Source organism: Candidatus Persebacteraceae bacterium Df01, from assembly GCA_030386295.1.
In the GTDB taxonomy this organism is placed as follows: domain Bacteria; phylum Pseudomonadota; class Gammaproteobacteria; order Tethybacterales; family Persebacteraceae; genus Doriopsillibacter; species Doriopsillibacter californiensis.
The window spans coordinates 43887-68969 of record JANQAO010000001.1 but is presented as its reverse complement, the minus strand read 5'-3'; the positions used below and the strand labels follow the sequence as shown (position 1 = coordinate 68969).

Below are 25083 nucleotides of genomic sequence, written 5' to 3'. Positions count from 1 at the left end.
GGCACGATATGTTTCATTAATAATTAACTATCAGAAAGCATAATTAAATTTTATGGCCAATAAAACCACTAAAAAAAGCAGAAAAAATCGGAGACGAATAAGCATTTCTTTAGCAGATTTTAAAAACGTTGCTGCAAAAATCTGCTGTTTGGCGTCGTTAAGTGGTTTTTGGTTTGTCAGTACCTACAACAGTGCTGCTGGAGAATTTTCCTACGATGACGCGCTCTTTGCGGCTTCTCTAACGATTGTAGTGCTTTGTGTTCAATCTATAATTATTGGAAGTTTAGCGTGGTTGAGATTTCGTTTTATTAATACAGCACTTGGGGCTTTCGCCGCTGTCAATATCTGCTCGCTGTATCTTTTTTATAATCAAGACATTCTCACGTTGTCTTCTATTTGGCAATGGCTGATAGCGTTCGTGGCTTTTTTGATAGCCACTGTTTTTTTTCAATCGCTGTCTGATGGAGTCCGCTGGCTGAAAATTGCTACTGCATCAACGGTTTTGTTGCTAGCTTTTGCGCTGACAATAACGACCGTGAATTCTCTAAGTTCTCAACAATATGTGTCTTCTCCGGCTGTTCCTCTTTCTGGTATGACCTCCTCTTCTAATATTAAAATTGTGAATTTTGTGCGTAGGCCAAATGTTTATTTTCTTTCTTATGACGCGATGATACCGGAATCGCTAGCTCAAAAGCTTATGAATATTAAATCGCTACCTTATGCGCAGATGCTGAAAAAACATGGCTTTATACTGTTTAAAAATGCATTTAGTGATGGCGCATCAACAAAATCTGCTCTTAACATGTTTTTGGCGATGGATAGAGAATACTATCGTGCTATGCCAGAAAAACAACAGCACGAAATAATTATCGGTAAGGTCGCAGGGCCGCTATTAGAAATTTTCAAGGCTAATGGTTATTCTACAAATATATATCATAGAGATAATTATTTTGGTTCCGCCAAAGGGCCTCATATAGATAGCTACAACACCGCTAATAAGTATTCTGCCGCTTGTTCATTTGTCAACAATTGGCAATTTCATTACGGGCTTTTTGGTTATTGTTTTTTATTGCGAATAGCAATTGATAATAATTGGGGAGGATTAAAGGATAAAGTCGTCAACACCATACTTGACCCAGTGATGTATACCGATTATTTCCTTGAGGAAGTTTCTCGTCTCTTGCCCAAAGGTCCTCAAGTGATTATGTCTTATATTATTGCACCTACCCACACTCCTCTTCACTATGCTGGTTTGCCGGGGCAATTTTCTGCTTACCAGAAAGAATATATAGAAGGTAGTCAACTTGCCGCGCAGTCTATTGACAAAATTATGTCTTTTATTAAAAAAAATGATCCGGATGCTTTAGTTTATTTGTTCGGTGATCATGGTGCTAGCCTTTCTAGAGGGATGGAATGGGAGACGCTGCAAGAGGACGAAAAAGATTTTTATATACTTGACCATTATGGTGTTATTGCCGGTTTTTATCCGCCGGATGCTTGTGCCTCTTATATTCAGCAGAACTCTAGTTATTCGGTAAATTCACAAGTTGCCTACAATATTGTTCGTTGCTTGGCTGATGGCGGTGACCCCGCAATTAATGCGATGGAGTATGATTTAATATATGCTGGTAGGTATGGATATGGGGAGGGTGATGAAGACGAAAAGGATGGAGATTATGCAGACTATTTGTACGAATGATTCTTCGCGTCCCCGCGTAACCGACAAGCGGTTTTCTCGCTTGGGGGTTATTACGTTGTGGACAATTATTTTTCACGTGGATGCGCACGCTTATATCGATCCAGGTTCGGGTGCGGCAATTGTTACCGCTATTTTGGGCGCATTTGGTGCGGTGACATACACATGCCGTAAGTACTATCACAAGGTCAAAGCACTTTTCTCAAAAAAAAATAAAGACGATTAAAATTCTACGGCAGAGTCGCTTGTTCCGCCTCGTGGAAAAATAATACTAATCTATTATCTAGCGGATTTATTGGGGTTTATTTACTTCTTTTGTGGGTTCTTGATACTGCGATAAAAATCTGGCCTGCAAGCTTTCTAGTGTTCTGGTTTTTTCTTTTATCTGCGCTTGAGTTCGAATTTCTCCACTTTTGACTTGCTTGTCAATAATATCTTCTAGTCGTCTCAATAAAAATTCAAACTCTGTCGGATCGGTTACTTCACCTGCTTCTAGTAATCCAGCCAGTAAAGAAGCAGAAGCTTCATACTCCTCCTCTTCTTCCAAAATAAATGCTTCCGTTTGCCGCACCCAGCCCGGTACTTTTCCTGGCGTGGTTAGGTCGCGCATTTCTTTTGCCATTTCTAATGCGAGTGCGTTGTTTTTTAAAGTGTGTCGCGCTAGATTAGTCATGTGCGCCATCCACTCCCAACGAGTGTCTGGAGAACGAGCAAAGTGACGACGTACCCATTCAATCATTTTGTTCTGCCGTTCTTCATTTGATACGAAAGAATATATTTTAGCGGCGGAAAAATGTGGGTATTCGGCTTTTTCATCTAATGACACAATCCGGTCAAGCCATTGTCCCAGCACATCATAATCCAGTTCTCTAAAGGGAATGCTAAGACCTTGTTGATTGTCATGGGCTTGTAAGTTCATCATCAGTATTCGCCCTAATGCCAGTGGGTCGCCTAAAGAGACAGCTTGTAAAAACAGTGCCGACGGTGGTTGATGCAATGCGCTAATTTTCGGTTTTGGCTGTGGTAACAGTAACACCGAAAAAGCGATTTGTGCCGCTATGGCGGTTGCCATCAGCAACCACAGCCAGCGTGGCACATTACGCAGAGGTTGATACTCTTCTTTGACAATTAGCCGGAAACGAAATTTGAGACGGGCGACGGGCATAGTCAAAGATTTTTTCGGGAAAAATCAACTAGTGTGACGCCGCCGATTAACATCACGTAAATTACCGTTTGCAGTGCAATTAACGGCAGTGCATCAGCAAACGGGGCATTGCCGTATGCCACCCAATCGGTTTGGGTAAAACGCGCCAAACTCGGCAACGCTACTGCTAGATTATCTACTACAAAAGAGATTACCGCGTTGCCAGTGGTGTGCAGCAAAATTTCACTTTTGCTGATGAGCACTATGCTATCTGCTGAGCGACTCATCAAATAAAAGAAAAAGGCGGCGGCAAAAGATGCCGGAATTTGCTGATTAAATGTTATTACACAAAATACGCTTACTGACGCAACAATTGTTAGCTCACAAGCGAGAGATAAAAACCATAAAAGAACTGGTGCGGGTTCGGCATATAACAACAACACCGCTGCAAATATTGCCGCCAATAAAGTGCTTACTGCAAAAAAGCCGGCCATTTTGCCGATAAAATAAATTGGTCGTGAGATGGTTAGTGATAAATATAATTCTAAACACTTGTCGTTAAATTCGCGTACTAATGTGGAAATTACCAACACCATTAGTACCAGCACCGCACAAAAACGATAGGCGGCTGCAAGAAAGGTTGCTTCCACAATTTTGTTTTCAATAATTGCAATGTCGCCAATAAAGGCGGATACGCCAATGCCGATAACGGCAAAAAATAAAGCAATCCAAAAAATACGATTTTGCAATGCTTCACGCAATGCATACAGTGCGATAACCGATACAATTTTCCAATCGGATGTTTTTTTCATACAGTCACCCTGTGTAAGAAAGTTATGTGCCAAATTCGTTTTTTCATCCGTTATTTTCTCTGGTGATACGGGTCATGTTCCCCATCAAAGGGCGTAAAACATCGGGGATATTAATGCTACCGTCCGCTTGTTGATAATTTTCCATCACGGCAATGAGTGCTCGTCCTACCGCCACGCCGGAGCCGTTAAGTGTGTGTAACAAGGCAGGTTTGCCATTTGCTTGTCGGTAGCGCGCTTTCATGCGCCGTGCTTGAAAATCTTCGCAGTTGCTGCACGAAGAAATTTCACGATAACATTGTTGACCTGGCAACCACACTTCTATGTCATATGTTTTGGCAGCGGCAAAGCCAATGTCGCCACCACATAGGGATACTACGCGATAGGGTAGCTCCAACAATTCCAAAACCCGACAAGCGTGAGTTGTCATTTCTTCTAGCATGCGATAAGACTCTTCTGGCGTACAAACAGATACCAACTCCACTTTGTCAAATTGATGCTGACGCAACATGCCGCGTGTGTCTTTGCCATAAGATCCAGCTTCGCGCCGAAAGCACGGCGTGTGTGACACCAGCCGCAAGGGTAACTCGGCTGGTGAAATAAGACGATCGCGCACTAAATTAGTGAGTGCCACTTCTGCAGTGGGTATTAAATACAGCGCGTCTCGTTCCATGAAAAACAAATCTTCTTCAAACTTGGGTAGCTGTCCGGTGCCTGTCAGTGTGGCTGGATTAGCCAGATAAGGCACATACATTTCGCGACAACCGTGTTCGTCAACATGCAAATTAAGCATAAATTGTGCAAGCACTCGGTGTAGCCGCGCGAGTGGTCCGGCGAGTATTACAAATCGTGCTGCGGCTAATTTGACGGCATCGTCAAAATTTATTAACTGTAGTGCTTCGCCCAGCGCCGTATGGTCTTTAGCGACAAAATCAAACGATGGCGGCTTGCCCCAGCACCGAACTTTTACGTTGTCTTGTTCTCCGAGACCGTCGGGAACTGACTTATGAAGTAAATTGGGAATATCATATAAATATTTGTCCAACGCTGCTTGTGATTGATTCATTTCTTGTTGTGCTTGCTGAAGTGGCGTCTTAAAATCTTCCGGTGTTGTTATTTTGCCCGATGCTTTATCGGCACTAATTTGTTTAGTTTGTGCGTTTCGTTTAGCACGCAACGTTTCTGTGTATTCTTGCGTTTGTCGTCGTTGCTGATCCAAGGCAGAAAAAGCCGCCTCATTTAGCGTTATGCCGCGTCGTTGAAGGTTGTCGGCGACTACGCCAAAATCTCGCCGCAACAAGGCTACGTCAAGCATTGGTATTAATCGCTGCTAAGTAAGCTTCTTCTAGTGTATTGCCGCCAAACTGCTCTCGCATCATTGCCGGTGTTCCGAGGTAGCAAATGCGGCCGTCATGCAACACTCCCATGCGTGAGCAGACTTCTTCGATATCGGCTAGCATGTGGGAAGTAAAAAAAAGTGTTGCACCGCGTTCTGCGAGTTTGCTAAATTGACGTTTAACTAGCACTCGCGCTTTGGGGTCTAGTCCACTCATGGGCTCATCTAAAAAATAGATGTCACGCTCGGCTAAAAAACAAGATGCCAATCCCAATTTTTGGGTCATTCCCTTGGAAAATGAGCGCACCGGCTTTCGGAGTGCTGAATCATCTAAATCCAAATCGGCTAGCATTTCCAGTGCCTGCTTATGTGAAAAAGGTGTATCTTGTAGTTTCATCATAAAGCGCAAAAACTGTTCGCCAGTTAAATAATAGGGTGGAATAAAGCGCTCCGGTAAAAATGCCATACGCGCTCGAGCATGTCGGTTTTTACTAGATACATCGAACAGACGAATATCACCGCTTTCGTAATGGCAAAAATCCAGCAGACATTTCAAAAATGTACTCTTACCCGCGCCATTAATTCCAGCAAAGCCAAAAGATTGACCAGCCTCAACAGAAAAATTAATGCCCCGCAATACGGGAGTGCCATAGTAAGATTTAGTTAAATTGTGAACTTCAACAGCCAGCATGAGAGGTTTTCTTTTCAGTAGAATATTGAAAATTAATTAAGTTTATTACTTCAGGAAAAAATTTTATCACAGTGTCAGCGTCTGGTAAATGACCGTTGCGGTGGTAGCCGTATGACACGACAGCAAAGTGGCAGCCGGCGGCGGTGGCGGCGCGAGCATCGGCAACAGAATCGCCTACCATCCACGTATCGTGGCAATCTACGTTGAGTAAGTGACATGCTTCTTGTAACGGTTCGGGAGCGGGTTTTTTGACAGGTAACGAGTCTCCTGCCACAACGGCACTAAAGAAAACGTCCAGCCCACACGCAGCTAGTACTGGTTGAGTAAAACGTAACGGTTTATTCGTTACGCATCCCAGCGCTATTCCCGCCGCTTGCAGTGTCGTTAGTGTTTCTTTTACGCCATCATATATTAAGCGGCGTACTGTGCATTCCCGTTCGTAATGAATATTCATACGGACTTTAGCGTGTGTTAACAGGTCAGTTGCTGGTTCTCCCCACCACTGGCGGGTGAGAATACGCTTTACAAACCGTTCCATGCCGTCGCCGATATACTGTTTGGCTTCCGACAAAGGCACTGGTGGCAGTTGTAAGTCGTTTAATGTACCAATAGCAGCGGCGTGAATGTCTGGTGCTGAATCAATCAAAGTGCCGTCTAAGTCAAACAAAAGCGCTTTTGTCATGCCGATTTTCGTAATCCTGCCACAGCAAGCGCATAATCGTCAGTGCTAAAGATGGCATTGCCTGCTACCAGTGTGTCGGCACCAGCGGCTAGACACTGGGAGGCCGTTTCCGCATTGACGCCACCGTCTACTTGCAGGCGAATCGATCGTCCACTGTCGTCTAGTTGCCGGCGCAAGGAGGAAATTTTATTTAGCATCTGGCAGATAAATTTTTGCCCGCCAAAACCGGGATTAACTGTCATAAGCAATACAAGGTCTGCGACATCCAGCAGATAATCTAGCTGAGTCAATGGAGTTGCCGGATTGAGCGCTATGCCGCATTGCATGCCAGTAGCGGTGATGCGGGTGGCAGTCCGGTGCGGGTGTGTCGTTGCTTCTGGATGAAACGTTAAAATATTGGCGCCAGCTTCGGCAAAAGGCTCAATTAAATTATCTACCGGCGAGGTCATTAAGTGCGTATCCAGTACTGCTGTTGGTAAGTGGTGACGCAATGCTGCACAAACAGGTGCACCAAAAGTTAGATTGGGTACGTAATGGTTATCCATTACATCAAAGTGTAGCCAATCGGCGCCCGCGCCAAGCACTTGGCGAGATTCTTCTCCTAGACGTGAAAAATCAGCCGACAACAAACTAGCGGCGATAACCGGCGGTTGCACCATAATTACAAGTCAGATTATACTCCCCGTATGTCTACACGTATGGTTTCGGCTTTAACCGACGCAGTTGGTGCCAAAGTGGAAGTGTTGGTGAAAGCTAATTATCTGCCTCATGCTAACCTAGTTGATGGCGGCGAATTTATCTTTGCCTACGAAATTACTATTTGTAATGTGGGGAACGCCGCCTTCCAATTGCTTTCGCGCGCTTGGAAAATCACTGACGGAAACGGTGATATTCGAGAAGTGCGCGGCGATGGCGTTATTGGAAAGCAGCCTAGGATTACACCCGATACAACTTTTTGCTATACCAGTTATGTGGATATGCCGACCCCCGCTGGCTCCATGACCGGTGTTTACACCATGCGACTGGATGACGGAAGCCATTTTGATGCTGCCATTCCTATTTTTTCTCTTGTTGTCCCTAGCATGGTGAATTAATAGGTTGACCAGTTGCGCATTATTATTTATGCTTAAAAGGATGCTTTAAGCGTTGATAATATTGTGTTCTGGACCGTAAGGAAAGCCGGTAATATTTTCTGCGGCATTGTCGGTTATCACCAAAATGTCATGTTCACGATAGCCGCCCGCGCCGGGAGAGCCTTCCGGAATCATGATCATTGGTTCCATGGAAACAACCATATTCGGCTGTAAAATCGTTTCAATATCTTCCCGTAATTCCAACCCGGCTTCGCGTCCGTAGTAATGGCACAAAACACCAAAAGAATGTCCATAACCAAACGTCCGTCGCTCCAGTAAGTCGTATGACTTATAAATTTTATTTAATTCGGCGGCAATGTCACAGCAACGTGCGCCGGGACGAATCAATTTTAATCCCGCTTCGTGTACTTCAACGTTGATTTTCCATAGGCGCAGCGAATCGGCATCACAATCGCCATAAAATAGCGTTCGCTCCAAGGCGGTGTAATAGCCGGCAATCATAGAAAAGCAATTCAACGAGAGAATGTCGCCGTGTCGTACCGCGCGGGTGGTGACCGGATTATGTGCGCCGTCGGTGTTAATGCCGGATTGAAACCAAGTCCAAGTGTCCATTAATTCGGCATGCGGAAAACGGCGAGAAATTTCACGTACCATTGTGCGCGTGGATTCTAGTGCAACTTCATGTTCGCAAACGCCCTCCCGCACCGCTGCGGTTACTGCCGCACCGCCGATGTCACAAACTTGCGTGCCTTGTTTGATGTGCGCAATTTCTTCGTCGGATTTAATCATCCGCAGGCGCATTGCTGGTTTGGAAATGTCTTTAAATTCACAGTCGGGTAGTGCGTCGCGTAATTTTTGCAAATTGTCAGCACTGATATGGTCCATTTCTACGCCGATTGTTCCACGTGTGGGCAATAGTTGCTGTGCCGCGCGGAAGAAATTGTCGCGCCGCCAATCGGTATATACCAAATTATCTCCAACAGTCCGTCGTCCGGGCTGACCGCCGTCAATATTCGCCGAAACCGTGGTAACTTTACCATCATACATTGCTAAGCCGTACGGGCGACCAAAAGCACAGTACAAAAAATCGGCATAATAATTAACGTTGTGAATAGAAGTAAAAAAAGCGGCGCTAATGTCGCTTTCTTGCATTAAATTAAACAGTGCCGCGTGGCGCCGAGCGTATTCGGCATCAGAAAAAGTGTGCATTGCACGGGTGCCGTTTTCAATTGTTAACAGATCTTTCATTGTAGTTGTCTTTCAGTGTGCGGTGATAAAACAGGCGTCATCCGCTTTCGCCCCGGTTGTTTGAACGACCCAAAACACTCTTTACCATTTTGCAGGCTCGCTCACGACATGTAGAAATTCGTTATATTACTATTTTGTTGCGCAGCAGCAGGTTAAACAATCACCACAATAGGTCGTATTTAAGTCTGAAAGAAATTAAGGTAGTAAGTGCTTTAGCGCTGTATTAGTTTTTTTCGCTGCATTGATAAGCTGCTTGTTGCAGCCAGTCGTCTTTGATGCGGATGCCCCAACCAGGTGCTGTTGGAATTTCCACTTTGCCGTCTCTGGCAATTGGCATTGGTTCATAAATGCCATATTGCCACGGATAGTAATCTTCTCCCTCAATTGAAAATTCAACATATGGGCCGGCATTGGTAAGTGCACCCATTAAATGTAGTGTGAAAATCGTTACCAAAGATAGATTAGCAGAATGCGGTGTTATCGGTATGCCGGCGGCTTGCGCCAATGTTGCGACATGTAACGTCCGACCAATGCCACCCAAATAACAAATATCTGGCTGTGCCACGTCCATGACATGGTCATCAATCAGATAACGCCATAGCGTCAGATTATTGTCTTGTTCGCCGCCGGTTACGTCCAATGTCAGTGCTTTCCGTACTTGTTTTGTCCAATCAGGTCGCCAGTACGGGCACGGTTCATCATAATGGACGACGCCGTACTCTTCCAACATACGTCCGACAGCAATTGCTTGTGCCGGTTCATAACAGCTATTAGCATCCGCCAACAAGGTTGCGTTATCACCCAATGCCTGTCGTATCGCCGGAATAATAGCCTCCGTTCGTCCCAGCCATTCATCCTGATTGCGACCGCATTCGGCACCAACGCGAAACTTAAAAGCGTCATAACCACACTCTTCGCGGAGGTGGAAAAACCGAGCTGCTTCATCTTTCGGTGCAATATTTCGTTTCATACTGGAGGCATAAACGCGTAGTGGGCGTGGCTTGCCGCCAAGCAGTTCACAGACCGTTTTGCTGTGTCGCTTGCCGAGCATATCCCACAGTGCTGTTTCTAATCCACCGACAGCACGACACAAGTAGGAGCCTGGAAATTTGTGTTCGCACTCAAAAATGCGGGCGATCAAATCGTCAAATTGTGCAGGTTCTTCCACTTCCATGCCGAGCGCCCAAGGTGCCACTTGCCGATGTAATACTGTAGATGAAATGTCGGCATGATAGGTTGACACCTGTCCCCATCCTTGTGCGCCGCTGTCGGTTGTTACTCGTGTGATACCGACAGTGGAAGTGCAAAAAGTTTCTATTTTTTGTATTTTCATGAGTTGTCAAAAAGGATGATGTTGCGCAAGGCATCGCCGCGGCGAGAGGCGTCCATAGCGCGGTTAATGTCCACCAGCGGATAATAGGAGGCGATAAGTTCCTTCAACTTAAGCCGTCCTTCACTGTGTAAGCGGAGAAATTTCGGAATATCAGTGCGGAGGTGGGAGTTACCCATTTTACTGCCGAGAAAGCGCCGCTGTCCTTGCGCTACGTCGGCGATGTTAATGCGCGCCAAATCGCCATCTGGTGGCATGCCGGTTAGCACCAACGTTCCCATCGTGGCAAGTAAGCTTGCAGCCTGTTCCGCCGCTTTAGCGCTACCTGCCGTCATAAAAACATAATCAAAGCCACGTCCGCCGGTGATGTGTTGTGCTTGTTCGCCGTAGTCATCAGCGTTGGCAAGGATGGTGTGTGTTGTACCAAATTGTTCGGCGGATTTCAATTTTTCTGCTGATAGATCAATCGCGACTAGCGGCGATGCGCCGGCAATAGATGCTGCTTGCAGGCAATTAACGCCGACACCACCGCAGCCGACAACAGCGACAGAGGCACCTGGCGGAACATTGGCGGTATTTACCACTGCCCCCCAGCCGGTCAAAACGCCGCAAGCCAGTAAACAGGCTTCTGTGAACGGTAAAGTATTGTGTATGGTGGCGACCTGTGAGCTGTCAACAACGACTTGTTCGGCAAAAGCGCCGGTTTTTAGACCGATGGCAACTGGCTTGCCGTTGATATCGTATAGGCGCGTCAGCGGGTCAAAATTGTCTTCACACAAAGTTGGTGCACCGTGCTGGCACGGAATACAGCCGCCACACGAGCGTAGCAGTGTTACGACAACGCGAGTGCCGACGGCGATACCACTGTCAGCACCAGCTTCAACAACGGTGCCGGCAGCTTCGTGGCCAAAAACAATTGGTGGTGTGCCGCCCCAGCCGCCGTCAGCATAAATAATGTCAGAATGACAGATGGCGCAAGCAGCCAAATTGACGCGCACTTCACGCGCCGTCGGCGGCGCTAGAGTTAATGTTTCTATGCTAAGTGGAGAACCGAATTGTCGACAAACGGCAGCTTGGATGGTTATTTTAGACATGAATGATTTCTCCAAATAAAATTAATCGGAATATGAGGTAATCGTTGACTGTGTCGGGGGCTTGTCGGACAAAAACATCCATTTAAAAGCAATGTGAAGCCTACCACATATTGGTCACGCTATTTTTGCATGACATTGTTCAAAGCTGCCTCTGCGGTGACATCTTTTCAGAATTAATTGGATGATTTTTCTAATGCTACATATTGGAGCGATATAATTCACCTGTTTATGACCTTGCGGCACGTTGCGTATTTAGGACTTCCGGCGGACGGAGAGATTGAAAATAAAATCAATGGTGAGGATTTCGCCATTTGTCAACAACAGCCGGGACTGATCGTTCGTTATGCATATTTTGCGGCGTGGGAAGGGCAGTTGTCTGTCTCCGATGAGGCATTGTTGCGCCAAATATTGCAAGCATCAGATAATTTTTGTGACGAAACGCTTGATGCGGCAATTATCATCCCCAACCCCGGAGTGCTGTCGCCGTGGGCTTCCAAGGCGGGAGATATTCTTCGCCGCTGTCATCTGAACGGCTTGCGGCACGTTGAGCGAGGATTATTTATTGGTGATATTAGTGGGCAATTCAATCCCGATGTAATCGCCGACCGCATGACGCAAACCGTTTTGCGGACACCACGGTTGAGGGAATGGCGGCGGCTTTTTGCCGTGCACTCTCCTCGCTCATCGCGCACTTTCGCCACAACGGATACAGCTTTGTGGGCGGCGGATGCGGAATTGGGATTGTCGCTATCCGCAGAGGATGTTGCTCACTTGCGGGCAGTGTATGTGCGGTTGAAGCGCGAAGCGACGGAAGCTGAACTGTTGATGTTTGCGCAGGCAAATTCTGAACATTGCCGCCACAAAGTATTTAATGCGGCGTGGGAAGATGGTGGTGAGTCGCTTATGCAGTCTATTCGCCGTACTCACGCCGCGAGTCCGGAGGGTGTAATTACCGCTTTTGCCGACAATGCAGCTGTCGTCAAAGCTGCCGCCGGAGAAGACTTCGCACCTGCCACTGACGGCGTTTATGCTGCTGGCAGTGGAGGGTTATTACTGGTCGCTAAGGCGGAAACACATAATCATCCAACAGCAATTTCACCTTTTGCCGGTGCTGCTACTGGTAGCGGCGGTGAAATTCGTGATGAAGCTGCTGCTGGCCGTGGTGCTACAGCACGTGCTGGGTTTTCTGGTTTTACAGTGTCCCATTTGGGGCTGTCGCAATGCGGTACCATGCAGCGGCGAGAAACGCCAGCGCACATTGCATCGCCGTTGCAAATTATGATTGATGGGCCTTTGGGCGCAGCGACATTTTGCAATGAATTTGGGCGTCCTTCGTTGGGTGGGTTTTTTCGTAGTTTTGAAAGTGATGAAAACGCGATTGATGAGCGGCGATTTGGGTTTCACAAACCTGTTATGCTGGCTGGTGGCTTGGGGCACATGCTGTCGACGAGTGCGGGCAAACATTCCATTCCAGTGGGAGCTAAAATCATTCAGCTGGGCGGGCCGGGGTTTCGTATCGGTATGGGTGGCGGCGCGGCTTCCAGTCGTGCTGACGGCGGTTCTGAACTAGACTATGATTCAGTACAACGCGATAACGCCGATATGCAAAGACGTGCCCAAGAAGTTATTGATGCCTGCCGTCGCCCACCGCATGATGGATTAATTTTGTCATTACATGATGTGGGTGCCGGTGGGTTGTCTAATGCGGTAATTGAATTAGTTAACGATGCGGCACGCGGGGCACAAATTAACTTGTCAGAAATTCTAGTTGAAGACCGTAGTCTGTCACCGGCAGAAATTTGGTGCAACGAGTCGCAGGAACGTTATGTATTGGCGGTGATGCCCGAGTCGGTAGATGAATTTAGTGCTATCTGCCGGCGCGAGGCTTGTCCTTTTGCCGTAATCGGTGAAGCGACTGAAGTGCGGCGCATTGTGGTGATGGGCGCAGTTGAAGTGGTAGTGGATTTGCCGTTGGCGGATGTGTTGGGTGGTGTGGAGTCGCCACCGAAGCGCGTTGTTGTTGCTGACACGCGGCCGCTTGCTGTGTTGCCGGTGTGTGGAATAGCATTGCGTGACGCTGCTTACCAAGTGTTGCGACATCCGACGGTAGCGTGCAAGCGGTTCTTAATTAATATAGGTGACCGCAGTGTTGGTGGGATGACCGCACGTGATCAGATGGTGGGGCCGTGGCAGATACCGGTGGCTGATTGTGCGGCATTTTTTAACGATTATGAGCATCCCGGCGGCGCAGTGTTTGCACTGGGTGAGCGACCGAACGTCGCCGCGTCAGCCCCTGACAGCGGTGTTCGTATGGCTGTTGCCGAAGCGTTAACAAATTTAGCCAGTGTGGGAATTGATGACTTACGACAGGTTAAATTGTCGCTCAACTGGATGGCTAATTGTGCCGATGAATTGCGCACCACCGAATTGCGCACTACTGTACGCGCTGCTGCCGATTTTTGTGAATCTTTAGGAGTGGGCGTGATTGTGGGTAAAGATTCACTTTCCATGCGCATGGGTAGTGGTGATACAACGGTGGAATCACCGGTGATGGCGGTGGCAACGGCGTTTGTTTCCCACGAAAATGTTCGCCGTGTGCTGACGCCGCAGTTGTCGGGGCGCAGCGATACTTTTTTAATGCTGGCTGCACCCGGTGAGTTACGGCGACTTGGTGGTTCAATATTACAGCAAACGTCGGCAACGGTATTTGCCGATGCGGTGCCGGATGTGGAACCGACTATTTTGGCGGCATTTTTGCGGGCGGTAGCGGTGTGCCACCAAAAGGAATTGCTGTTGGCTTATCACGATCGCTCCGATGGCGGGCTATGGGCTTGTGCTTGTGAAATGGCATTTGCTGCTAATCGTGGGTTAATGCTAATCGCTGACGGTTTGCGTGGACCTGCCTCTCAAACCGATGGTGGCGATGTGACCGTTGTCGGTGGTGGCGAAGTGGAAACTTTTTTTAACGAAGAAATTGGCGTTTTATTGGAAGTTCCACGGGAGTGTGCTGCTGATGTGCTGCAGGCTTTTGCCGATGCCGGCTTGCCAAATGCAGTGCAGACTGTCGGTTATACGGTTGCCGACAAGCGGGTGCGAGTGTATTGCGGCGGACGTAAATTATTGGACGAAGCACTGTCTGACTTGCGCCAAGCGTGGGATGAAACAAGTTATGCTATTGCCCGTCGGCGCGATGATGCCGATTGTGCCACCACCGAACACCAGCGTGATTTTGATGAAGATACAGGGTTATTTTGCCGGTTGCCGTTTACGTGGAATGGCGATGTGCAAGCGCCTGCTATTATCGGCAAACGTCCGCGGGTGGCAATTTTGCGTGAGCAAGGGACCAACGGTCAGCGCGAAATGGCGGCGGCGTTCACTCGCGCTGGCTTTGATGCTGTGGATCTGCCGATGGGCGATTTGCGCGCAGGGCGGCAACTAGACGAATCCTTTCAAGGCCTGGCGTTTTGTGGAGGTTTTTCTTTTGGTGATGTGCTGGGAGCTGGGCGTGGCTGGTCTGGTGGGATTTTGCACAACGCGGCTTTAGCCAAGATGTTTTCCGATTTTTTTTCGCGCTCAGATACGTTCACTTTGGGCGTGTGTAACGGCTGCCAAGTTTTGGCTGGCTTGCAGCCACTTATGCAAGATGCTAGTAATTGGCGTTTCCCACAATTTGAGCGTAACCGCTCCAAGCGTTTTGAATCGCGGTTGGTAATGGTTGAAGTGTTGCCGTCTCCGTCGCCGTTGCTGGCGGGAATGGAAGGTGCTATGTTGCCGGTAGTGTCATCCCATGTGGAAGGGCGTGCTGCTTTTGCGTCATCGCCGGCAAATATCAAAAACGCTTGTGCGGCGTTACGCTTTGTTGACAACCGTGGCGAGGCAACGGAAACGTATCCGCTCAATCCCAATGGTTCTGCCGGAGGAATGACAGGTTTTTGTTCTCCTGATGGGCGAGTGACGGTGATGATGCCTCATCCCGAGCGGGTTTTTCGTTGCGGGCAACTGTCGTGGTCGCCCCCAGAATGGAAAGGGGAATTTAGCCCGTGGCTCAATATTTTCCTAAATGCGCGCCGTTTTGTTCATTAATAATTTAGGCCATTGTTTTTTATGAGCACAAAACCGTTGCTCGTCGCTCAATTATTGCCACGTATGGAAGAAGGAGGAGCAGAACGCGGTGTGGTGGACTTGGCGCGTGAACACGGTGATGCGGTAAGGCATGTGATTATCAGCGAAAACGGGCGGCTTGTTAGTGATGCGCTGCTTGCTGGTGCGAGACATTTGTCGCTACCGATGGCAAGTAAAAATCCGTTGACTGTACCCGGACGAGTACGGCTCCTGCGTAAAACGCTGGAATCCATTGCACCTGATATTGTGCACGTGAGAAGTCGGTTGCCTGCGTGGTTACATCATTTTGCTAATCGTCAATTGCGGTTGCCGACAGTCTCCACTGTACACGGAATCAACAGTGTTAGCGCATACAGCCGCATTATGGTGCGGGCTGATGCAATTATCTGTCCTAGTGCTGCTGTTGCTACACACATTCAGCGGCATTATCTTGTGCTAGCGAAAAAAATCACGGTTATCAGTCGCGGGGTTGATGTGGAATATTTTGACTCGACGGCGGTGAATGCGATGGTAGTGGAAAAATTGCGTGAGGAATGGGGGGCTGCTGGTCGGCGTGTGGTTTTGCACGTGGGGCGGTTAGCAGAGCAAAAAGGGCACGATGTACTGTTGCGTGCTTTGGCTTTGATGCCGGCGCGAGCTGGATGGTTGGCGGTATTTGCCGGCGGCGGCGTACTTAAACGCCGCCGCCGGCTTGTTGCGTTGGCGCGGCGGTTGGGAGTTGCCGACCAAGTACGCTTTGTTGGTGGGCGTCGTGATATACGAGAAGTTTACGCATTGGCTGATGTGGTGGTCTCCTGCGCGCGCAAACCAGAATCTTTTGGTCGCACGATGGCTGAAGCGTTAGCGATGAACAAGTCGGTTATTGCCACCGCTCACGGTGGCGCATTAGACATTATTACCAATAATGAATCAGGTGGTCGCTTGGTGCCTCCGGATGATCCAGCTGCGTTGGCGGCTGCGTTATCTGCACCGTTGCCTGTTGCCGATGATTCGCGGGCGCGTATTACCTCCGTATTTACCGCCCGTAAAATGGCAGAAGAAACACTGGCAGTATATCGGCGATTGGTAGAGTAATAACGTTATCGTTTTTTGCTACTCAAAGGTACAATCATTTTGGTAATGAAAATGCAGACAGTCGGTTTTTTAATTATTGGCAATGAGATTTTGTCAGGCCGGACGACGGAGAAAAATTTATCAGTGTTGGCGGCATTGCTTGCGCCTAAAGGTTTGCGGGTTGATGAAGTGCGGGTAGTGCGTGATGTGCCGACGGTTATCGCTAAGGCGTTGCAGGAAATGCAGATAACGCATAATTATGTACTGACCAGTGGCGGCATTGGTCCCACCCATGATGATGTAACCACTTATGGTGTGGCGCTGGCTTTTAACACAGAAGTAATCGAAAATTTGGAAGCATTAGCATTACTGGAGGCGTTTTATGATGGGCGCGGGCTAGAATTTACTACCATGCGCCGTCGTATGGCACAAGCCCCCCGCGGCGCAACACCGCTTAAAAGCGAATTTCCGGGCGCGCCTGGGTATCGAATAGAAAATGTATTTGTTTGCGCCGGAGTACCTGCAATATTTAAACAGATGGCAACTGCGGCGGCGTTGCAACTGCCGGATTTGCCGCCGCGTCGTTCGCTGTCGCTGCGCGTGATGGGGCCGGAAAGTGAATTTGCCGAGCAACTGGAAGCAGTCCAGGCACAGTGGCCATCATTGGAAATAGGTAGCTATCCGCGCGATGACGATGGCGTGCTTTATTGCCATTTGGTATTTGGCGGCGTTGACGAAAAAGCGATTCGTTCGGCGGCGGCAAAAATGACTGAATACTTGCGGTGTGAGATGAGTTTTGAAGTTACCGAAATCGGTAACTAATTTAACGTTACCGCTTCCGGTTCACTTGAATCATTTAAATTTAACTGCGCTGCCGGTTTTGAGGTGCCTTCCAGTAGCAGTTTGGCAAGCGGCGTGTTTTTCCGAATCAAACAAAAACTCAGCCAGCGCTTTGTACAATCGTCTTAGCAACGCCAGCCAGCCCTAAAAATAAAAAAGAACCTAGCGGTCGGTCTTCCTGTATCAACCCAGTGCGAGTGAGACGCATTGCATCGTGTGGGAGTGCCACAAAGACAGGTGGACGGGTGGGATATGTATACCAAACGGAGGCAATAGCATTTGGAACAATCTGCCCACGAGTGTGCCATATACGGCATGAGATAGACCTATAATGCGCTTGTGATGAGGTATCTAATAGAACGGTTGGGTCATCATATCCTGTTATTCCGACCGATATTGGCGGCGGCGATATTCGAGCTGGTTGACGTCAGGCAGCGGATCTTATGGGGGAGGCAGGAGCCTGCAAGGCGCAACTACTTAATGACATTATTCGCCGCCATCAAGTCAGCAGCATAATAGATTTTGGGTGCGGCGATGGCAATCAAATCGCTAAGTTAGCAGACATTGACTACTTGGGCTTTGATATGGGCGGATTAGCGCTCACATTATTTCGCCAGCGTAATCAGATTTTCCATTTGTGTTTTTGTTTTACACCGGCGGTGGGGTTGTCACCAGTATCTGATATTTCACGTTCAAATAAGCGAGATTGAGCAGTCGTGCGGTTTGCTGTGACGCCTGAACCATGCCAGAAATTTCCTGCGCAATAGGCAATTCATGAATTTGATTTTTTAGTTGCGCTTGATACGCACAACATTATCGCCGGCGTGCGTCAGTAATGCCTCTAGTTCGATGTTGCCGTCAAGCATGGTTAGCAACAGATGGGACGGTTCTAACAATGTGTGGTTCGACTCTGGCGCCGTTATTTGCGCCGTCCCGACAGCGTCTTGCATTTTAGGCGAAATTGTTATTTTGTAAGTTGCACGTAAACAGAAAAAATACAGGAATTAATAACAAAGAATGGAGTATACAGGTCACAGCATTGGTTATCGTTAGGTATAGATAAATATTAAAAGCACTAGGACTGCGTGTCTTGTAGCGGGAAATTGGGGCGGATTAACGCAAACATGCGGCAGGTAATAGCAAAAATTAATATATAAACAGACGACCAAGCGGCCATTATGTTTATTTTGCCACTATTGTCACGGTTCGTATTGTCAAAATAATAGCATGAAATTTGTCAGGCGGGTAGTGGGTTTCTACGCTTCTTTCTGTAAGATATAAAAATTACTTTTCAAGCTAAATGCTTAAGGAATGAAATTGTATTTTGTTGACTTTTTGTATGGAGAGTGGTTTAATTGCTACATCAGTAGGCAATCAAAAAAAGATTGTGTGCTTTTGGCTTAACTTGTTAATGTTAGAATGGTACAAGTTGTCATCAGAATTAAGCAAAAGAAGGGATAAAAAATGAAGTTGACCAAAGCGCAACGACTTGTTTTAAGTTCATCGCTTTCCGTATTTCTTGCTGGTTGTGGCTCGCCCAATTACTCGCCCAGCGAAATGCATATGACCTTTGAAGAGGTTGAGAGCAGTCAGCCTACTGACAGGGACGGTATTCCGGCTTTAGTAAAAGCCACTCCTACTGTGCCAACATTGAGTAATGAGAGAGGCTCAGACACTTTTGATGTCGTGGTGACCGCCGTTCCGGTGCGCGACCTTTTATTTGCTCTTGCTAGAGATGCGGGCGTCAATATGGATGTTGATGCTAGCGTTGGTGGTTTGGTAACTATGAGTGCAATTGATCAAACATTGGATGCAATCATAGATAGGATTTCTGAGCAAATACCGATTCGTGTAGTGCGCGTAGGCAATGCAATAATTGTAAAAAACGACGAGCCTTACTATAAGCGTTATCATGTTGATTATTTGTCTATAAGTAGGGAATTCAGTTCTTCTGCGAGTAGCTCTGGCGTTGGTGATGGGGGGTCATCAAGCGTTACTAACACAGGGTCAAATGATTTTTGGGAAAGTTTTGAGGATTCTATCGAAGCTATTCTTGATGTGGAATATGAAGCTGCAGATGGAGAAGCCGCGGTTGCTGGAGCTAAGGGTAATTCTGAAAAACTTTCGGATGCGCTGGACTCTGCGGCAAAATTTAATCCGGAATCAAGTACATATGATTTTAATTTGAATACGGGAATTTTAATGGTTTATGCTCCTGAGCGGCTGCAAAAAGAAATACAGTTATACATTGATGAGTCGATGAGTATTATTAAGCGGCAGGTTTTGTTGGAGGCGACTATTGTTGAGGTTGTTCTTAACAATGAGTATAAGCAAGGAATTGATTGGTCAATATTCAATAGTTTGTCAGAAACAGGTCTTGCTCTGTATAAGGGAGCCGGTGTTGGTGGGGCTGTCGCAGCTTTGCAAAGAATTGTTGAGGATTTTACTTTCTCTGCTTCTAGGACTTTTACTGCGGGGAGCGATGAATATAAAGCTTTCATTAACCCCTCAAGTGTAGAAGATAGTAATAACGTGGTCACGGATTTTACTTATTCGGAAACGGTGAATGCAGATGGTACCGTTACTGTCCAAAGGGATTATACTGTTGCTCGAACCAATCAGCGGGCTACTCATGACCGTTCTGGTGGCCTCGCTCCTGTGAATTCTGCGGTGCCTGGCGCCGCTTTTACGGGGGCTTTTCGTCTTGGTGATATTAGTGCTGCTGTTGAATTGTTAGAAGAATTTGGTGATGCTAAAGTGCTTTCTAGTCCGCGGATTAGTGTTCTGAATAATCAGCCAGGGCTTCTGCGGGTGGTTGATGAAGAAGTATATTTCAGTGTGGATGTAGAAGAAGAAGTCAACGAAGATACAGGAAATGTGCAGAATCGAACTTATGTATTGACAGAAAATACGGTAGATGTAGGTTTTGCCATGAACGTATTGCCCCACATTACTAGTGGGGATGAGGTTTTTTTGAATTTGAAGCCAAGTGTTACTCGCGTTTTAGGTTATCGTCAATCTCCTTCTGTTTCTGGCGTGAGTGGCGACAACTCCGTGCCAATAACCCGTGTCCGGGAATTGGAGTCAGTGATGACATTGCGTGATGGTGAGATTGCTGTGATGGGTGGTTTGCTGGAAGATCGTACAGGCGATAATAATCAATCCGTTCCTGGAATTAGTAAATTGCCGGGTATTGGTAATCTGTTTCAAAATAAAAGCGAAAAAACCTATAAAACGGAATTTGTTGTTTTTATCAGGGCAAAGATTATTAAAGACCCAAGTATTTATGGTGATTACTCCGATTATCGAAGATTGTTACCGGATTCTGACTTTATTGTTCGAGATCAGGAGAATAATATTTTGCCGCCGAAGCAAGAAGACGCGCGCTAAAAAACAGGGAAAAATATGAGTCTCTTATTAAACTCGCTAAAAAAAGCGGATGAAGAAAATAAAGTTCAAAGTTCTTCGGAAGTGTTTCAAGAAAAGCCAGCTTCTGCTGAATCTGTTTCTGGTGCCGAAAAAAGCATAGACTTTGATACAATCGTTAGTGCAGAAAGTCAAAAGTCGATAGCTCCGTCCGTTGATGCAGGAACAAGTTATGTTGGTGCTGCAAAAGTATTTAGGGCGGGGGGCGAAAGGTCAAGTGCCGAAAACACTGGAGGCAGCAGAAAAAAATTGATTTCTGTTTCGCTAATAGGCGTGGTGGCGTTGGGTAGTTATTTTGCCCTGTCAAATAATGTCGTCCCAGGGTTAAATTTTGATTCTGTCTCTGGGTTGCGAGGCGGTGATTCGTCTCCGCAGATAACTTCCAGTTCGAATCGATCAGTAGCGGCGCCAAAACTTAAGGTTGCTTCTAGTCAAGAAGGAGTTCTTTCTTTGCCTATACCGAGAATTGATGTGCAAGCGGAGATAGATTTTGCTGCATTACAAATACCAAGGGCAGACGATTTGTCTAGCGTAGAAGAAAAGAGAGAGTATGTTGAAAAGATTGCTATTTTAACTGGTTATGACCCTCGATTAAAAGATGAGGGGCAGAAAGAAAAAAAATTAAATATCGAGGAAGGCATTTCTTCGCCATTAGATGGTGAGGATGTAAAGAAAGAAGAAGTAAGTGCAATAGTTAATGCGGAATCAAGTCGCGCTCGTAAGAAAAAATTAGATGCGTTGACTTCGTATGAAAGTGTCTTGAAAAACAATTTGAGAATTCATTCTTCTGATAGTGGGCAAGATAGTATGGTGGCAGAAGCTGATGTGGTGGTGGAAGGTCAAAAACTTGCGCAAACGAACTTATTAGAGGATGATAAAAAATCAAATTCTGACAAGAAAGTTAATATAGCGCCTTCTATGGATGGGGTGGAAAGAAATAAATTGTTATTGCAGGCGCAGTCTTTTTATAAAGCGAGTTCTTATGCCGAAGCGGAATCTTTGTATCGGCAGGTATTGGTAAGAAACCCAACAAATATTGATGCGCTTCACGGGCTTGCTCTTGTGGCAGTGGCTAGTGGAAGGTATAAATTGGCGGTTGCGACGTATTTGCAAATACTTGATTATTATCCGTCTGATTCAGTGGCAATTGCTGATTTGGCTAATTTGCATAATATTTCCAATCAAAACATGTATGAATTAGAAGCTGCTCTGAAAAAAGCCATAGGCGATAATGCTGTTTGGGATAGTCGTTTATATTTTTCTTTGGGTAATTTGTATGCGTCTAATGATCGTTGGTTGGATGCTCAAGAAGCTTACTTTGAGGCTCATTCTAGAGAGTTGCGTAATCCGGATTATTCTTACAATCTTGCTGTTGTCTTAGACTATTTAGCCAAGTCTGAATTGGCTATTAATTACTATGAGTTATCTTTGAAATTGTCAAAAAATTCGGTTATTGGCTTTGATGCAAATCAGGTCAAAGCAAGAATTAATAAGCTAAGAAAATAAAAAGGAAATTCAATGGCTGATTTTTTAGATGATTTAAATGATGGCGATCAAGAAGAAGCCACAGTTCCTCTTGGTGAACGGCTTCTTGAAAAGAGGGCTCTTTCAGATGATCAGTTGCGAATTGCTCTTTATGAACAACAATCATCTCAGGAGCCTCTTGGAAGGGTTTTAGTTCGATTAGGCTTTGTAACAGAAGCGACTATTCGGGATATACTTTCTGAGAGTGGTGGTGTTAGTGTTGTTGATTTAAGAAAAATCACAGTTGATCCTGAAGTGTTGGCAAGACTGCCGTTGGATGTTGCCAAGCAATATAACGTTTTTCCGATAGCTTTTCGCCCCGAAGACAGCGCCATTGTTTTGGCTGTCGCAAATCCCAATGACTTTGTTTTAGCGGATCAAATACGTGCTTTTCTAGGGGGGGATTATGAAATTGAATTCATGGTTGCCGAAGAGTCAGAAATATCTCGTGCGGTTGATGAATATTACGGATTAGAATTGACCATTGAGGGGATACTTAGAGAAATTGAAATAGGTGATTTTAGCGATGGAAGTGGGGTAAGTGATTATCAAGGTGATGGGTCATCAAATCCTATTGTTCGGCTAGTTAACGCTTTTTTGAATGATGCGGTAAAGCGTGGAGCCTCAGATATTCATTTTGAGCCAGAAGAGAGCTTTCTTCGAGTAAGATATAGGATAGATGGTGTTTTGCGGCAAATAAGAAGTTTGCATAGAAGTTACTGGGATAGTATGGCTGTACGATTAAAAGTAATTTCTGAGATGAATATAGCGGAATCTCGTCTTCCTCAAGATGGGCGTATTAGTTTTACTTTGTATGGGCGTATTATTGATTTTCGTGTGGCTTGCCAACCAACTACGCACGGCGAAAATTTTGTCTTGCGGATTCTTGATCAGCAGAGAAATGTAACGAAGCTTGATAATTTAGGGCTCCCTAATAAAGCAAAAAAATTACTTGAATTAATTATTTCCCGTCCTAATGGAGTCATTATGGTGACCGGGCCTACGGGTAGTGGAAAGACAACCACTTTGTATTCCATTATTCAGCATTTGAATACAGAAAGGGTCAATATCATGACGTTAGAAGACCCTGTAGAATATCCTCTTCCAATGATACGTCAGACTCCCATTGGAGAAAGTGGAAAAATGGACTGGGGAGTAGGTATTAATTCTATATTACGGCAAGATCCGGACATTATTTTAGTGGGTGAGGTGCGCGAGCAAGAAACGGCAGAGCAAGTTTTTAGAGCAGCTATGACAGGGCACTTGGTTTTAACCACGTTGCATACTAATGACGCGATAACAGTTATTCCGAGATTGCAAGATCTAGGTGTGCTGCCTGACATTATGGCTACTAATATCAGCGGTGTTATTGCGCAAAGGTTAATTCGTCGTTTGTGTCCTCATTGTAAAAAAATCAAAGAATCTTATGAAGAGAAAGAAAAAATAATATTAGATAATTTTACTGATGATATTTCTCAATATAAAGTATATTCACCTGTTGGTTGCCCGAATTGTGAATACCAAGGGTATCGTGGACGCATTGCAATTATGGAAATACTTAAGTTCAATGAAGCATTAGATGCAGCAGTAACGCAAAGAAAAACAGCCAAGGAAATAAAGGAAGTAGCAATAGAAACAAAAGCTTTTGTTTCTATGGCAGAAAGTGGTGTGGGGAAAATATTTGAGGGGCTGACCACTTTGGAAGAAATTGGGCGAGTGATTGATTTAACTTCGTTTTTGCACGGTATGCTGCAAAATGAAAGCAGTGATTGATGGTAAATTATCGATATAGCGCGGTTAATCAGACCGGCCAAGTTGTAAGAGGCAGGCTAGAGGCTAGGAATTTATCTGATTTAGAAAAAAGGGTAAATCGACTTGGCCTTTCTTTAATCAGTAGTGATGAAATAGGGGGTAGTTTATCTGTTGGTGGAGGGCTTTTTCAAAGAAGAGTTACCAAAGATGAATTGTCGCAATTTTGTTTTTATGTTGAACGGCTAGTTGCTGGTGGGGTTCCTTTGCTTGAAGGGCTATCCGATGTCCGAGATTCGGTTTCTAATCCCTCATTGAGAAATACCATTGGTATTATTATCCAAGATGTTGAGCAGGGTGCGACGTTGTCTCAGGCAATGCGTCAGCATCCTAAAGTTTTTGATGATGTGTTTGTCAGTTTGGTTGAGGCAGGAGAATTTTCTGGCGAATTAGATTTAGTGCTTAGAAATATTGGTGATAATATTAAATGGCAAGACGAAATAATCAAAAAAACAAAAAAAGCTGTTCGTTATCCGTTGTTCGCGTTTGTTGTGCTGTTGCTTGCAACTTGGGCGTTAATGGTTCTTGTGGTACCACAATTAACTAGGCTTCTAAAATCTCTGGGTCAAGACCTGCCTGTTTACACAATTGCCCTTATAAGCACGTCTGATTTTTTGCAAAATCAATGGAAGTTTTTGATATTAACAGCGATAGGAATTTATGTGACATTGAAAATCCTAGTTAAAACTATTCCAGGAACTGATTATTTTTGGGATAAAGTTAAGATTAGAGTGCCGGGTATGGGACCTGTGGTTGAGAAATTATTATTGTCTCGGTTTTCAAATGTTTTTGGTTTATTGTACGGTGCCGGAGTAAGTGTTATAGATGCTTTAAAAATTTCTCGCGGTGCATTGGGGAATAGATTTGTAGCAAGAGGGCTTGATCAAATTATTGAAAGTATAACAAACGGTCAGTCCATATCGCAGGCTTTTAGAGAATCTGGTCTTTTCCCCCCTTTGGTCATAAGAATGATTAAGCTGGGTGAAACAACAGGTGGTGTAGACGCTGCTATGTATCAAGTTAAAAGTTATTATGATCGAGATGCTAACGAAGCTATTGAGTCCGCCCAAGGGATGATTCAGCCTGTGATGTTGCTTCTTTTGGCCGGTCTTTTGGCGTGGGTTATTATAGCGGTTTATGGGCCTTTGTATGATTTAGTTGGTAGCGGTAGTATTGGTGGATAAT

At 45.9% G+C, this 25083-nt stretch carries 21 protein-coding genes; 11 read left to right on the top strand and 10 right to left on the bottom strand.

Annotation, left to right across the window (positions count from 1 at the left end; genetic code table 11):
* The first annotated feature begins 52 nt into the window (after nucleotides 1-52).
* Both NQX30_00320 and NQX30_00315 read left to right on the top strand, forming a co-directional pair.
* Nucleotides 53-1699, top strand: a complete 1647-nt coding sequence (locus NQX30_00320; protein MDM5146836.1) for an LTA synthase family protein — start codon at nucleotides 53-55, stop codon at nucleotides 1697-1699.
* Nucleotides 1677-1922, top strand: coding sequence for a hypothetical protein (locus tag NQX30_00315; protein MDM5146835.1), 246 nt, complete (start codon nucleotides 1677-1679; stop codon nucleotides 1920-1922). Before NQX30_00320 ends, NQX30_00315 begins: the two co-directional genes overlap by 23 nt.
* 66 nt (nucleotides 1923-1988) lie before the next feature.
* Here the strand turns inward: NQX30_00315 and NQX30_00310 are convergent, their stop codons facing one another.
* Genes NQX30_00310 through rpe form a run of 6 tightly spaced genes read right to left on the bottom strand, consistent with a single transcriptional unit; the run spans nucleotide 1989 to nucleotide 7014 of the window.
* Nucleotides 1989-2861, bottom strand: a complete 873-nt coding sequence (locus NQX30_00310) for a hypothetical protein (protein ID MDM5146834.1) — start codon at nucleotides 2859-2861, stop codon at nucleotides 1989-1991.
* Nucleotides 2862-2863: 2 nt separating this feature from the next.
* Complete coding sequence (locus NQX30_00305; protein ID MDM5146833.1) at nucleotides 2864-3652, bottom strand: ABC transporter permease; 789 nt, start codon at nucleotides 3650-3652, stop codon at nucleotides 2864-2866.
* Nucleotides 3653-3695: 43 nt separating this feature from the next.
* Entirely contained in the window at nucleotides 3696-4964 is a 1269-nt protein-coding gene (gene serS, locus NQX30_00300; GenBank protein ID MDM5146832.1) for a serine--tRNA ligase, read from the bottom strand.
* Nucleotides 4957-5676, bottom strand: coding sequence for an ABC transporter ATP-binding protein (locus tag NQX30_00295; GenBank protein MDM5146831.1), 720 nt, complete (start codon nucleotides 5674-5676; stop codon nucleotides 4957-4959). The genes serS and NQX30_00295 overlap by 8 nt, the downstream gene beginning before the upstream one ends.
* The gene (gene gph, locus NQX30_00290; GenBank protein MDM5146830.1) at nucleotides 5663-6358 is read right to left on the bottom strand and encodes a phosphoglycolate phosphatase; all 696 of its coding nucleotides are present in this window, start codon (nucleotides 6356-6358) and stop codon (nucleotides 5663-5665) included. The genes NQX30_00295 and gph overlap by 14 nt, the downstream gene beginning before the upstream one ends.
* Nucleotides 6355-7014 (bottom strand): ribulose-phosphate 3-epimerase, encoded by a 660-nt coding sequence (rpe, locus tag NQX30_00285; GenBank protein ID MDM5146829.1) that lies wholly within the window; start codon nucleotides 7012-7014, stop codon nucleotides 6355-6357. Before rpe ends, gph begins: the two co-directional genes overlap by 4 nt.
* Nucleotides 7015-7056: 42 nt before the next feature.
* Between rpe and apaG the strand changes: the two genes are divergently transcribed.
* Entirely contained in the window at nucleotides 7057-7452 is a 396-nt protein-coding gene (gene apaG, locus NQX30_00280; protein MDM5146828.1) for a Co2+/Mg2+ efflux protein ApaG, read from the top strand.
* 45 nt (nucleotides 7453-7497) lie between these two features.
* Here apaG and NQX30_00275 read toward each other — a convergent pair whose 3' ends face one another.
* The 3 genes from NQX30_00275 to NQX30_00265 all read right to left on the bottom strand — a co-directional run bounded on the left by NQX30_00275 (nucleotide 7498) and on the right by NQX30_00265 (nucleotide 11124).
* The gene (locus NQX30_00275; protein MDM5146827.1) at nucleotides 7498-8700 is read right to left on the bottom strand and encodes a M24 family metallopeptidase; all 1203 of its coding nucleotides are present in this window, start codon (nucleotides 8698-8700) and stop codon (nucleotides 7498-7500) included.
* Between the two features lie 223 nt (nucleotides 8701-8923).
* Complete coding sequence (locus NQX30_00270; GenBank protein ID MDM5146826.1) at nucleotides 8924-10033, bottom strand: mandelate racemase/muconate lactonizing enzyme family protein; 1110 nt, start codon at nucleotides 10031-10033, stop codon at nucleotides 8924-8926.
* Nucleotides 10030-11124: a zinc-binding dehydrogenase gene (locus NQX30_00265; GenBank protein MDM5146825.1), complete on the bottom strand. Its 1095-nt coding sequence runs from the start codon at nucleotides 11122-11124 to the stop codon at nucleotides 10030-10032. Before NQX30_00265 ends, NQX30_00270 begins: the two co-directional genes overlap by 4 nt.
* A 228-nt stretch (nucleotides 11125-11352) precedes the next feature.
* Between NQX30_00265 and purL the strand changes: the two genes are divergently transcribed.
* From purL to NQX30_00245, 4 genes are all read left to right on the top strand, one after another.
* Nucleotides 11353-15207 (top strand): phosphoribosylformylglycinamidine synthase, encoded by a 3855-nt coding sequence (gene purL, locus NQX30_00260; GenBank protein MDM5146824.1) that lies wholly within the window; start codon nucleotides 11353-11355, stop codon nucleotides 15205-15207.
* Nucleotides 15208-15228: 21 nt separating this feature from the next.
* Nucleotides 15229-16320, top strand: coding sequence for a glycosyltransferase (locus NQX30_00255; GenBank protein MDM5146823.1), 1092 nt, complete (start codon nucleotides 15229-15231; stop codon nucleotides 16318-16320).
* A gap of 45 nt (nucleotides 16321-16365) precedes the next feature.
* Nucleotides 16366-17121 carry a molybdopterin-binding protein gene (locus tag NQX30_00250; GenBank protein ID MDM5146822.1) on the top strand — a complete coding sequence of 252 codons (756 nt, stop codon included), beginning with the start codon at nucleotides 16366-16368 and terminating at the stop codon, nucleotides 17119-17121.
* Between the two features lie 461 nt (nucleotides 17122-17582).
* Complete coding sequence (locus NQX30_00245) at nucleotides 17583-17849, top strand: hypothetical protein (protein ID MDM5146821.1); 267 nt, start codon at nucleotides 17583-17585, stop codon at nucleotides 17847-17849.
* Between the two features lie 78 nt (nucleotides 17850-17927).
* Here the strand turns inward: NQX30_00245 and NQX30_00240 are convergent, their stop codons facing one another.
* The gene (locus NQX30_00240; GenBank protein MDM5146820.1) at nucleotides 17928-18089 is read right to left on the bottom strand and encodes a hypothetical protein; all 162 of its coding nucleotides are present in this window, start codon (nucleotides 18087-18089) and stop codon (nucleotides 17928-17930) included.
* Nucleotides 18090-18603: 514 nt separating this feature from the next.
* Here NQX30_00240 and NQX30_00235 point away from each other — a divergent pair.
* From NQX30_00235 to NQX30_00220, 4 genes are read left to right on the top strand one after another with little or no spacing between them, the layout of a single operon-like run.
* Complete coding sequence (locus NQX30_00235; GenBank protein MDM5146819.1) at nucleotides 18604-20529, top strand: hypothetical protein; 1926 nt, start codon at nucleotides 18604-18606, stop codon at nucleotides 20527-20529.
* A gap of 15 nt (nucleotides 20530-20544) precedes the next feature.
* Complete coding sequence (locus NQX30_00230; GenBank protein MDM5146818.1) at nucleotides 20545-22071, top strand: tetratricopeptide repeat protein; 1527 nt, start codon at nucleotides 20545-20547, stop codon at nucleotides 22069-22071.
* Nucleotides 22072-22083: 12 nt separating this feature from the next.
* Complete coding sequence (locus NQX30_00225; protein ID MDM5146817.1) at nucleotides 22084-23862, top strand: ATPase, T2SS/T4P/T4SS family; 1779 nt, start codon at nucleotides 22084-22086, stop codon at nucleotides 23860-23862.
* Complete coding sequence (locus NQX30_00220) at nucleotides 23862-25082, top strand: type II secretion system F family protein (GenBank protein ID MDM5146816.1); 1221 nt, start codon at nucleotides 23862-23864, stop codon at nucleotides 25080-25082. The genes NQX30_00225 and NQX30_00220 overlap by 1 nt, the downstream gene beginning before the upstream one ends.
* Nucleotide 25083 lies beyond the last annotated feature (1 nt).